This is a genomic window from Pedobacter folensis, assembly GCF_056490665.1.
In genome coordinates this window covers 104,475-116,436 of the sequence record NZ_JBWJIF010000001.1, presented here as the reverse complement: position 1 = coordinate 116,436, position 11,962 = coordinate 104,475, and the positions used below count along the sequence as shown (strand labels likewise).

At 45.7% G+C, this 11,962-nt stretch carries 9 protein-coding genes; 7 read left to right on the top strand and 2 right to left on the bottom strand.

From position 1 onward, the window contains the following. The first annotated feature begins 5 nt into the window (after nt 1-5). The gene (locus AC04QZ_RS00340) at nt 6-752 is read left to right on the top strand and encodes a hypothetical protein (protein ID WP_478356081.1); all 747 of its coding nucleotides are present in this window, start codon (nt 6-8) and stop codon (nt 750-752) included. 375 nt (nt 753-1,127) lie between these two features. Here AC04QZ_RS00340 and AC04QZ_RS00335 read toward each other — a convergent pair whose 3' ends face one another. Next, entirely contained in the window at nt 1,128-2,774 is a 1,647-nt protein-coding gene (locus tag AC04QZ_RS00335; protein ID WP_478356080.1) for a right-handed parallel beta-helix repeat-containing protein, read from the bottom strand. A gap of 228 nt (nt 2,775-3,002) precedes the next feature. Then, a complete protein-coding gene (locus tag AC04QZ_RS00330; RefSeq protein ID WP_478356079.1) occupies nt 3,003-3,851 on the bottom strand; it encodes an RteC domain-containing protein in 849 nt (282 codons plus the stop codon). A 184-nt stretch (nt 3,852-4,035) separates the two neighbouring features. Between AC04QZ_RS00330 and AC04QZ_RS00325 the strand changes: the two genes are divergently transcribed. From AC04QZ_RS00325 to AC04QZ_RS00300, 6 genes are all read left to right on the top strand, one after another. Further along, complete coding sequence (locus AC04QZ_RS00325) at nt 4,036-4,671, top strand: Crp/Fnr family transcriptional regulator (protein ID WP_478356078.1); 636 nt, start codon at nt 4,036-4,038, stop codon at nt 4,669-4,671. A 59-nt stretch (nt 4,672-4,730) separates the two neighbouring features. Then, on the top strand, nt 4,731-6,206 hold the full coding sequence (locus AC04QZ_RS00320; protein WP_478356077.1) for a hypothetical protein: 1,476 nt from the start codon (nt 4,731-4,733) through the stop codon (nt 6,204-6,206). Nucleotides 6,207-6,222: 16 nt separating this feature from the next. After that, a complete protein-coding gene (locus tag AC04QZ_RS00315) occupies nt 6,223-6,591 on the top strand; it encodes a hypothetical protein (RefSeq protein WP_478356076.1) in 369 nt (122 codons plus the stop codon). A gap of 206 nt (nt 6,592-6,797) precedes the next feature. Next, on the top strand, nt 6,798-8,264 hold the full coding sequence (locus AC04QZ_RS00310) for a S41 family peptidase (protein WP_478356075.1): 1,467 nt from the start codon (nt 6,798-6,800) through the stop codon (nt 8,262-8,264). A 751-nt stretch (nt 8,265-9,015) separates the two neighbouring features. Next, nucleotides 9,016-9,381: a hypothetical protein gene (locus AC04QZ_RS00305; protein WP_478356074.1), complete on the top strand. Its 366-nt coding sequence runs from the start codon at nt 9,016-9,018 to the stop codon at nt 9,379-9,381. 1 nt (nt 9,382) lies between these two features. Continuing rightward, on the top strand, nt 9,383-11,776 hold the full coding sequence (locus AC04QZ_RS00300; protein ID WP_478356073.1) for a caspase, EACC1-associated type: 2,394 nt from the start codon (nt 9,383-9,385) through the stop codon (nt 11,774-11,776). Nucleotides 11,777-11,962 lie beyond the last annotated feature (186 nt).

Genomic DNA, 11,962 nt, shown 5'->3' with positions numbered 1-11,962 from the left:
TGAAAATGAAAAAAATATATCTCACCTTTTTCTTCATAATGATCCTGCAGGGTCTGGCCTATAGCCAGACCCTGCAGGATCAGCTTGATGCTGATGTCCAGAAACTCATCACCCTAAAGATAGCTTATGAAAGCTCCAGGGGAAACGATATCAAAAGGGATGCTGCGCTAAAACAGTACAGGTCAGCGGTCGACAAAATAAAAGAGCCAGGCAAGGGATACCTCAAAGCGCTAAAAAGAGCAGTAAAAAAAGACAGGCTCAGCTTATCCGCAGCGTCTCTTCCCTACAAGCATTTAACGGTCACCGAGGCCAATATCAGCCTGCGCCAGCACCTGATCAAAAAAATCGACCTCTACCGCGTCATCCGCTATAGCCTGTTCAAAAACAAAGACAGTATTTTACCGGAAAACTTCAGGAACCTGCCCGTTGTAGACCAAAAGAATTACAACAAATACGATAAGGCCAAAGTGGGCGACTTTAAGATTGCCTCCAGGTTTCTGCTAAACAACCTTTCCCTAACTTCCACCCAAAGTAAATTTATCAGGAACGGTGATAACCAGCGCCACGTAATCGATATGAAAAAATACCTGGACAGTGATGGCCTGACTGATGAGAACAAGAATTTTATCAAATGGGCGATCGATTATCTGACCACATCACCAGAACCTTCGCTGGCCTATCTGGAGAATGTTTATCAGGCTGTAAAATACCGGGATTATGTACCCAGGGATAAACCTAACAACCATCCATAGCACAAGTATCCGGCTGAGGGGGAAGCTAATGCTGTATACCCCAGGCTTTTCTCTATCCACATGCCTAAGGGAGACGTGACAGTATGCCGATACTCGCATACCAAACAAAAGTCTGACTTCCATAGCACTTAGCATAACTTCCTTACCCTATTTTCACGGTTGAATAAGGGGATGCGTTTCGTATTATGGTATTTGGATATAACAGATCGTTATTTGCCCGCGGCCTTACAGGCATGGACGATAAACTTCGCTTTCTTCTTCATGATTTAAGCCATCCTCCTCGCCGGCCACCCGATAATCGCCAACATCTGATCACAGAAATGCTAATCCAGCCTTCCCCAAAATGCAACGGAGGTCCATAGAGGTTCAATGTGGCTACACCGTGGCAAGGTAGGTGGCTTCAAATTCAAAGCTCGTATTCACAATTTCATAATATAAATAACCTGTTCCCGTGGCCGCTGATGGCATCGAGAGATTGAACATCCTGCTTTGCGACTTTGATTGGTCCACGAAACCCAGGTTTCCACGGAACAGTTCAGTGGTAACGCCGGCTTCTTTGTAACTAACAACCATATATCCGGTATCACTGGAATTGATTGCCCTTCCTACAACATAAAGTTTAAAGGTATTTACAAACTGGAACGGTGATCCCGACAAAGGAAAATTCTCCAGCAGGGTTGCATCAACGGTCTTGCACACCCACCTTTGGGTGACAGCAGATTTAACGAATGGCCTTGTACCCGCCACCCCGGAAAGGGAATAAAAGTTTTTGTAATTGAATATACCCGGCTGATAGGGCCGATCGCGAATATAGGGTACATCTGGAACCGGAAAATCGGGAAGGTTGTCGCTAAAAACCGCCAGGATATTATTTATAGCTCCCTGATAGGTATCCCTGACCTCCATCTGCGGATTGGTCACGGTTTTATTAAACCGGTTTTTGGAAAACACACTGGTCAATTGCGGGGCAACTGAAATAAAAAAAAGGTCGTCTCTTCCAGGACTATCAAACCTGTTTTCAACATATAATGTCCCCAGGTCATTATCGGAATAAATAAAGGTTGCACACTGCTGGTAGCATTCAAAATAGTTATCACGAACCGTATGCCATCTTGAATTATCCAGACTAAGCGCACCGGCCCGTCTGTTATTCAGCAAGTCGTTGTAATCGATTTTGTTCTGGCTACCAAAGTTGTCGTGGCCTAAACAGTAGATATGCCTTGAATTAGCATTAGCCCTATTGTTGGTGATAACATTAATATCACAACCATCCAGCTTGATTGCACAACCAAAGGCACTCAGCTCGTTGTCCGCAATTACTGAATCGAACAACTTGGAGTAACAAATTGCGATCCCATAACCTTCCAGGGCGGATTGATCGGGCATAATCGCCGTATCCAGGTCAGGATCGGTAAATGCGCTGCCGTCTCCCTTAAAAAGCATCCGGGAAACCGTTCCTCCTTTGATTGCGGCCTGACGACGCCAAAAATTATCAAAATCAAGGTTATCGTCATTGATCTTTATACCGAACTTGGATTCGAGTGTAAAATCTGAAAACTGAAATGATGAAAGTATATCATAGCTCTGAAACGGGGGTGCAAGTTCTGATTGCCACCTGAATGCATATACGTCATGGTTATGGTTTTTCAGGGTAACCACATTCCGGCCTGCCCCACTAATCCTAGTCTCTTTCGAAAAATTTAGCGTATCATTGATCTCATATACCCCCGGAGGGAAATACAACGGGATCCCATCGCAGAAATCTATCGCTTTTTGAATACCCTGGGTAGCATAGGTGTCACCGGCATTTAAAAACCATTTTATATTAATTGCCCCACTTACAATTCTTTTGATTCGTTTGTAATCAAGGGTAAGTAGCACCGTTCCTCCATTGTCCTCACTGGTGAGATCCAAGGGGTCATAAAACCATTCCCCCTGTTTGTTTTCATCGGTGACATAAAATAAGTTGTCGCTAAGCGCGCCGTACAGATTCCTGATCTGTGCAATTGAGAGCTGTATCATATTGATCTAAAGATAATAAAACTTAGCCATTTTCACCCCGCCACCTCATAACATTGGTGTACACCAGGTCTTCGCAAACCAATTTTTCCGCAAGGTCCGGTATTGCACAGACTATAGGCAGTTATCTTTGGCATGTTCCCTTGTCACTCCCCAACCACCGTACGAAACCTCTGAGAATTTATTATAAATCCGCTAAACTATGCTAACAAAGCATTTTCAAGCCTATGCTCACCGCCCGTCATCCTGGTCCATTTTACGCTCCAGAGCATCTTTAAGCTCATCCAAAAATTTTGTCCTGCTCAATCTTTTCCTAGAGCGGATCGAAGCGAGCCGTCTTGCAGGCACGCCAATGGCCACCGATAACTTTTCCTCCAGCCACCGGAATACCTGCGCCAGCCCTGCCTGCCCGTTATTGAACTGCCCGCTTAAGACCAGTGCATAACCAAGTTCCGCCAAGTTAACCGAGTCTCCCGTCCACCTGAGCTCCCCTGCCTCCGACCCCGGCACATACGCCACCATAGGATTTCGTGTCAAATAGTCTAACCTTTCAAAAATCCATTCTTTCAACTGGCCATAAGCCCTGAACTGGGAAAACAGGTAATCTGCAGGTGTCGAAAAACTCCTGTCATGGCCTGGCCCTTCTGCAAACAGCTGCCCCTCGGCATCCGAAGACCGCAGGAAATACTGGGAATCCAATTCTGTTGCACCGATCCGGTAATATTCATAGGCAAAAGGGTGCGACAAAAAAAAGCGCTCCACATATGCCAGCTCCGCGAGTAAATATAGCCGCTGAGCTTCTGCATCCCGGCAAGGCATGTTCCGCTCCAACGTATACCGCTCGATGACAAACACCTGCTGAGCGTAAAAGTCAGGCTTGATGTGTTTAAAGAAATACACTTCTTCTTCGGGCGAGCTAAAACCCTGCTCGGCGCATAACACGCGAAGCCTGGCTATAGCTGCCCGGATAGGCTTCAGCGAGGATTTCATTTTTTCGAGCGGGTCGCTCAACTGGTAGTCGATGGATTGGAGTTCATCCATAAGCTGCGCCAAAGAGCGCACTGAAAATTCTTTGATCATAGGATAAATACTTAGTGAACAAAAAGCGCCGGAGACCGTCCCTGGCGTTCAGACAGGAAATCAAAAATGAATGCAAAAGCTTTGCAATAATTTTCCGATATTCACTTTCTGTATCCCCGTCTTACAAGACAAATCTATTTCCTGCAGTTAAGAAAAAAGTTGGTTTGAAGCACAATCGAACCACATGGAAAACAACGCTGACCAGGCCACCGAACTACTTGCCGTGTTTTCACGAATCACCCCTATCTCACAGCCCTTCCAACAGCGGCTCTGCGAGCAGTTACTGACTCAGAAGTTTCCCCGCCGCCACATCCTGCTCAGGCCGGGAGAGATCGCAAGGAACATCTACTTCATCAAAGAAGGATTTCTGCGTGCTTACTTTCTGGACCGGGAAGGACGCGAATGTACCACCTGGTTTATGGGAAAATATGACCTGATGATATCGGTATATAGCTTTTTCACCCAAAGACCGGCATACGAATACATTGAAGTCCTTCAAGAAAGCACCTTGCAGTCCATCAGTTACCTCCAGCTCCAAAGCTATTATGCCGACTTCCGGGAAGGCAACCTCATTGGCAGGGCCATGATGGAACGCTACTATATATTAAGTGAAGAACGGGCGATATTCCTGCGCTGTAAAACGCCCTCCGAACGCTACGAGCAGCTGCTCAAAGCCCACCCCGACATTACCCAGCAAACCACCCAGATCAACATCGCCTCCTACCTCGGTATAGGCCGCGAAACACTCAACAGGTTAACCGTCCAAAAATTAAAAAGTGATCCCAGGCACAAAAACAGCCCCGGGCAGGAGCATCATTAAACCATAAAAACAACCCATCTAAAAAAAAACAATTCATACTAACCAAATCAAAAACCATCATGAAAAATTTTAATCTCTACAAGGGACAACTACTGATCCCCCGTTTTCTATTTCCATTATGCCTGTTCCTTTTATGCCAGGTGATATTCCTGGCTTCCTGCAAAAAGACAGCACCCGGCCTATTACCTGATCAGGAAAAACAGGAACAATTAACACTCTCCAAAGAAGAGGCTATCCAGTTTTTACAACGCAGCATCACCGCTGCAAAAGCAAACCCTTCAGATACCACTAAACACTTCCTCGCAAAACTAAACCCCGACTACACCAAACTCTACCACAGAAGGAACTCCAATACAGGTTCCTGGAACCTCATCCTCAAAGGATCCCCAAGCTATCACGGCCAAAAGCTCGGCTACCGAAAAATGCGCATCTTCCGCGACAGCGCCACGGGACAAGTTTCCGCCGAGATCATCGAGGTATTACCTGATCCCCTCGCCCTGCAGCTCGGAAAGATCAAAAGCGAGCAAAGCTTTAGTGGAAAACTATACCGTTATGACCTGGCTTATCATTTCAAAGGCGGTTCCATCCTGTCTTTAGGAAAAACCATCGGCGAAATCCGTCCTGGACCTGCCCCCACTCCAAACCTGCTTTCAGCTAAAAACACTTTATCCAAAGGCTCCAGCCCCAAAGACCCGCTCATGCTCATCATCGAATCCTGCGGCTGGAGCCAGGAATGGTACATGGATAGCGAAGGTAGCCTTACCATCCACAGTTACACCAGTTGTTCTTCCTCCTTTTACCAGGACATGATCTGGAGCATCTCCGATGAGTTTGGGGGCGGGGGTGGCGATAGCGAATATTATTACGAATATGGCTCCGAAGGATCCGGCAGCACAGGCCCTGCAGACCCTGCCGTTCCCGAACCCTCCAACCTGCCCATGGAGGATGCAAAACCGGTAAACGCCAAAGAGATGACAGACTGTTTTTCTACCATCAGCACCACAAACGCGGCTTTCACCGTCCGCGTACTGGTATTGGAACCTTTTGCCGGAACCAGCTTCAATGTCGGCCCGAACAGTTTTGGCCATGTGGCCATCCAGCTCAGTAAAACCGGGAACGGCCAGACCATCACCCAGACCATGGGCCTATATCCTACCGGAACCGGCCTTGCTAAACTGGAATCCCGTGGTCAGATACTCGACAACGGCGATATGACCTACGATCTTGGAGCAACCTATAACGTCAACAGCGAAACATTTGGTAAGCTCATCACCTACCTTTCCGGCCCCAGGAAAGACTATCACTTCACCGATTTCAACTGTGCCTCTTACGTATACCAGGCCGGACAGGCAGCAGGCATCCCCATTCCCAACCCCATCACCCCTGTCGGCATTTCAGGCCCCGGAGGCGCGGGATATGCCGATACGCCGGCAGGTATGGCTGCAGCCCTGCGGGAACAAAAATCAAAAAACCCGGCCATGGACTTAAACCAGGGCGGCGGAAAAGTAGCACCAAGTAAAGGACCCTGTAAATAATATCAATCGACCAGCCATGAAAAACCAGCAAAAGAAACATCGCACCATACGCAACATCATGATCATGCTACTCTGCCTGATCGGCATCAGCAATACGCCGCCTATCCAGTTTTTTACCCTTGACAGTTACCATTATCAAAACGCCGACGCCAGCTTTACCTACACCGAATTCCCGGGAAAAGGCCTGGACTTTCAAGTGGGGATAAGGAGATGGGAACGTTTTAAAAGTGCACATCCACGCAACCCAAACAAAACCTTATACCGCACTTTCCGCATCAATCCCTTAAAGTTCTGGGAATGGTGGCAGTTTATTACCCACCACGAACGCTATGAATTGCCAATGCTTCCTGCACAAAAAACCGGAAAAGCCAGTAACAATCAATAAAAACCTATCAGGTGCCTTCCACCAAAAAAAACCGGCGGATCGCTCTTTGACAGGTTTCAACCGGAACACCGATAATAAAGGAAATAAATGAAGCTGCAGGGATGCAGCTTTTTTTTATGCCGGCTGTTTTCACAAAAAGCAGATTGCTGACAAGCAACAAAGATTGTTATATTTGGATCTATATCCAGCATCCATAGATACGCCTCATGAAAAAAATATTCCTAGCCTTACTGGCAATCGCTTTAAGTCTCCCTGGTTTCAGCCAGTTAAAAAATGAAAGTTTTGAAAACAAAAAAGATCATTCCCTCTACCCATCAGATTGGAACTTTACCGCTATACCCGGCTATACAGGACAGACAGATGACTCCCTGTCACATTTCGGAAAATCTTCCTTTAGACTGACAGGCACCAGCCAGATCAAAGAAAACACCTTTCAGAATATCTCCCAGCTCATTAACTATGAAACAAATGGCTTTGAACAGGTCCAGCTTTCAGGATATGTAAAACTCCAGGGAGTGGAACAAAGTGTGGCATTCTGGTGCCAGGTCTGGGATAAGGACAATAAAATGATCGGATTCGAAAATATCAGCTCGCAACAGCCAGTACTGAAAGGAAGCAGTGACTGGAAACAATATTCCCTCAAGCTCAGCCTCCCGAAAGAAACCAAAAAACTTTATTTCGGGGTCTACCTGATGGGAAAAGGAACAGCCTGGATAGATGATTTTACCATAGAGAAAATTACCGCCCCATACTCGCCGCCCAGTGAGGAAATAGTTCGCTACACGAGTGAGGTCAGAAAAATAATAAAGCAAAATTCGATTTACAAGGATTCCCTCAACTGGACAGATCTGGACGAAGGCATTAAATTCTTTTCATCAGGCCTGAAAACCATAACTGAGGTAGGCAAAATCAACAGTTACATCCTTTCAGCATTAAGAAAAGCCGGCGACAATCACTCCTTCTTCCAGACCAGGGTAAATGCCCAGAAATATGCCTCGGGGAACACCAACCCCGAAAAGACTACCTCTAAACTACTTGAAAACAATATCGGCTATATCCAGGTTCCCGGTTTTGGTTCACTGGATAAAAATACAATGGATGGGTTTGCCAACGATATCCAGCAACAGATTGCAAGGCTTGACAGTGCAAGCCAGATCCAGGGCTGGATTGTCGACCTGAGAAAAAATACAGGTGGCAACATGTACCCCATGATTGCAGGGCTTGGTCCGCTGATCAGTACTGGGGAACTCGGGTATTTTGTCCACCCCGAAGGAAAAAAAGCAAAATATACCGCATGGACCTACACCTCCTCAGCCCAACCCACCTCAACCATGGGCATCACCATCAGCAAACCTTACCAGATCAACAACAAGGACAGTAAGGTCGCCGTATTGATTGGTCCCCGTACTTCCAGCAGTGGCGAGATGACTACCATATCCTTTATCGGCAAATCGAACACCAAACTCTTCGGGGAGCCGACAGGTGGCTACACGACAGCAAACCAGGGCTTCAAGTTATCGGACGGTTCTTATCTGTACCTGGCTTCCAGCTATACCGCAGACCGCAACAAAAAAGAATACTTCGGAAAGATCGAGCCCGATGTGCTCATCAAGCCTTCCGGGGACGGGGATGAGGTATTAAAAGCTGCCATAAAATGGCTGGGTGAAAAGTAAAGGACTGGCAAATGAAAAGGTGAACCATAGCGTGCGAATCTGCCAGCACGAAAACCATTTGAAATATCCGGCATTGATAAATAAATGGTACCGAAAGCAAGAAAAGCTTCTCAAAGGGAAAATTCGCCTGGTTAAACCATGTCCACTCAGCGCTTAAAGGCAAGCTAGTCCTACTCCAAGCCTAGTACCGAATCAATCAACTGCTGTGGCTGCAGGTCGGTATCCACCTCAATATCCGGCCGCAATATATTCTCCACGCGGTCCCCTGCTGGCCGGATCCTTGGCGTATGTTATAACTTCTGATAAATTAAAAATGAAGATATAAATTATATGGATCAATTACCAGTGATCATCCATCAGGCCAAACTTGCCGGAATTCCAGGTGAAATGCGCTGTAATCACCTTAGCGCCAAGTACCAATAGATTAATTTCGCAGAACAGGCTATGCCGGGTGAATTTCTAACAGGTTAACCGACCACTGCTGCTCTTTCTCCTGCAGGAGCCTTTTGACATGGCGGTAGAGAATGACCCGTTACCATTTTACATGGATAAATCCCCGGCAAGATTTCACAAAGGCTCTTCACAAACTTCACAGATTTCGTACAATCCTCATTTTTCAAACACAGCCACGCTCACAATAAGTATATTTACACATACGGCGCTGCATTTCATTAGCCATACCTACCAAAGATCGAAGTTACCTGTTCTCACTGCAGCAAGGCAAAAAACTGATTTAACTTAACGACAGACTATGGAAATTATCGTGTGGCCAACGGCAAATGCTGTTGAACAAACAATTGTCAACATCAAGGAATTTATTGACGATGCAGAAATTGAGGGACTCAAAGAGGTGAGCATCGCACGAGAGGCAATACAGCCAGGAAGCATGAGTGCAGGGGGATTACTGGGTGGGGTAAAGATCGTTCTGGATTCCATCAATAAACCTCTGGTCGAACTGGTCAAATGCCTGCAGCATTACGTTGATAACTATAGAACATCCATCACCATACCAACCAAAAATGGCAATGTTGAGATCTCCCACGGAAGGAGCATGACCGCTGAAGAGTTGGAAAGCCTTTTAGCCCGCCTACTGAACGGAGAAAAAAAAACCGATTGAAATGGACCATAACAATACCTGGGTACTATTGATTGGTGTCAGTGAGTTTCCCCAAGATCCAAGTTTAATCGAAATACCTAATGTGCGCATAAACATTAGCAGGATGCGGGATAGTTTACTCGACCGGCAGCTTATCGGGATCCCTGCCGAGCAGATTTTGGAATCATCAAATGAAACCAGGGGCACGACCTTAAAAAAATTGAGTCAAGTTTGCAAACTGGCTAACCATAAGAAAAACACATTAATCGTTTACTACTCCGGACACGGTATACTTAGCTCAGAAAACCTACGGCTAAATTTAAGTACAATCGAAACCAACTGTGAAGATCTTATTGATGCAATCGATATAGACTTATTCCGGGAATACATCCGCAGATGTCAGGCAGCAAGGAAAATAGTTCTCCTGGATTGCTGCCATAGTGGTGCCATGATTAAAATTATGGATAACACTGAAGGTGTCATACAAAAAAACATGACGGATTTTGAGGGAACTTATGTAATGGCTTCCTGTTCGTCAAAAGAATCTTCCAGGTTTCCGGAAGAATCTGATCAACCCACTTATTTTACAGGTGCTTTACTGGATATCATCAACAGCGGTATCGAATTAGACCAGGAATACTGTAGCTTCCGGGATGTCTTCGCACAATTGAAGAGTGATCTGGACAAAGCCGGACGCCCGCTGCCCTTGCAATCCAGCTACGACCAGGCTGACCAGTTGTATTTTTTCAAAAACAGGCAATTCCCTTTGCCCAACAAAGAGCAAATTGCCTGGTTGCAGGCACAAAAGCAAAATTCCATCAACGCCTATTCAGGTTTTATCGAAAAATATCCATACGGGGAGTTTGCAGAGGAAGCCCAAAACCGGATATTTTCGATAGAGGAAAGATCATATTGGCTAAAAACCAAAAAAATCGATACCATATCAGGCTATCATAATTTTCTGCTGAAATTTGCCAGAGGGGAATACGCTGCCAGTGCAAAAAAAGCACTCCAGCACCTGTTGGATGAAGAAGCTGTCGATGATAGCAACACTGAGGAGGAACAGTGGGAAAATGCTGTTGCACTTTCTACAGAACGCGCATACCAGGATTATATTTCCAATTATCCCAATGGCACATACACTACTGAAGCCTGCGAGCTACTGGAAAAATTATCCCAACCCAAGTCAAAACCAACACCCCAAAAGGAACTAAGAGCAAAGCAGATACCTGCAGTTGAAACTGCAAATAATCCTGTTTTGGACCCCATCCCCCCAGTACCAAGCGAAGTCGACATTCCAGCATCCCCGGACATCAAGAATGCCAATGACCAAAGCCCCGCGCAAAAACCTTCTTCATCCTCCTTTGAGCGTTTTATTGACCATAAAAACTACTTTTATGGACCAATCGACCCTACAAAAGGAAATGTGCCGGGTTTTATCATCAAAAAGACCAAAGAAAGTAAGGCCGAAGAAGCGCCCAAAACCACAGCAAAAAAAAATACCGAGGTCAAGGGAGATAAAAAAAATGACCAACAGATAAACAAAAAAACACGATGGCCAGAGGCGCTGAAAATCTTACTAATGATTACCATTGGTATTGCAGCGTACACGATCTATTCTGAGTTCTTATCCCTTAACAAAGCCACTCCCGATGCCCAATCCTCAACTGATTCATTAAGCAAACCGGCAGACACGATCAGTACAAAAATTCCCAGGGACTCTAGGATTGGCGATACCATTGGTCTGGATCCTCTCGAAGTCAAGCGTAGACTCGCCGTTTATTATGCCGGACTTGGCGACTCCTGCAACAACATTCGAAAGTACAGCGAAGCAAAAGATCACTACACCTCAAGCCTGAATTTTTATTCTTTTCTGGACGCTGACAGTTCAGGATGGAAAAGCCACCGTGGAATGGGTATTGCCTATTTTCACCTTTCAGATTATACCCAAGCTGCCAGCGAACTTTGGAAAGCCAGAAATAAGCGGCTCGATACCATTGATGAACTCACCTACTTTTATCTTGGGCGCTGTAGCTATCAGCAGAAGCAGTATCACGATGCGATAGGTTTCTATAAATATGCCATTGGGAAAAACAAAACAAATCCTGTCAATTACTTTTATGCCGGGGAATGCAGGTACATGATGGGAAACTATCTATTGGCCATTGACAACTTCAACCAGGCGATGAAAAAAGGTATCCAAACCAGAGAATACCCTGAACTCTACCGTCTGAGAGGCCTGTCTTTCGCCCAAAACCAGCAACTCGATTACGCCATCGATGACCTTCAAAACTACATACTCGCAGGTGGAACGAGAAAAAAGGAAGCTTTCACAAAAATTGGCAGCATGTATTACGAACTGAGAGATTACGACAATGCAAATGTCAATTTCCAAAAGGCCAACGAAAGTAATTAACTACTTGTTTAAATACCCCTCTAATACAAAATTGAGCACGATCAAATAGCAATCGCAGCTAAGGCAAATTAATAGCGGATACAGGATCTATCCCGTGCTGTGCAGCCAGTCTATATTGCCTTGACGCCCTTAAAATGCCATAAGCACCGCTCTGAACCCAGTAGAATGCAGGCCGGCTCCTCGCCT

Bases quoted from the DNA above. Each gene is read 5' to 3' on its own strand.
- AC04QZ_RS00330 (WP_478356079.1), bottom strand. From the start codon at position 3,851: ATGATCAAAGAATTTTCAGTGCGCTCTTTGGCGCAGCTTATGGATGAA.
- AC04QZ_RS00335 (WP_478356080.1), bottom strand. From the start codon at position 2,774: ATGATACAGCTCTCAATTGCACAGATCAGGAATCTGTACGGCGCGCTT.
- AC04QZ_RS00310 (WP_478356075.1), top strand. From the start codon at position 6,798: ATGAAAAAAATATTCCTAGCCTTACTGGCAATCGCTTTAAGTCTCCCT.
- AC04QZ_RS00300 (WP_478356073.1), top strand. From the start codon at position 9,383: ATGGACCATAACAATACCTGGGTACTATTGATTGGTGTCAGTGAGTTT.
- AC04QZ_RS00305 (WP_478356074.1), top strand. From the start codon at position 9,016: ATGGAAATTATCGTGTGGCCAACGGCAAATGCTGTTGAACAAACAATT.
- AC04QZ_RS00320 (WP_478356077.1), top strand. From the start codon at position 4,731: ATGAAAAATTTTAATCTCTACAAGGGACAACTACTGATCCCCCGTTTT.
- AC04QZ_RS00340 (WP_478356081.1), top strand. From the start codon at position 6: ATGAAAAAAATATATCTCACCTTTTTCTTCATAATGATCCTGCAGGGT.
- AC04QZ_RS00325 (WP_478356078.1), top strand. From the start codon at position 4,036: ATGGAAAACAACGCTGACCAGGCCACCGAACTACTTGCCGTGTTTTCA.
- AC04QZ_RS00315 (WP_478356076.1), top strand. From the start codon at position 6,223: ATGAAAAACCAGCAAAAGAAACATCGCACCATACGCAACATCATGATC.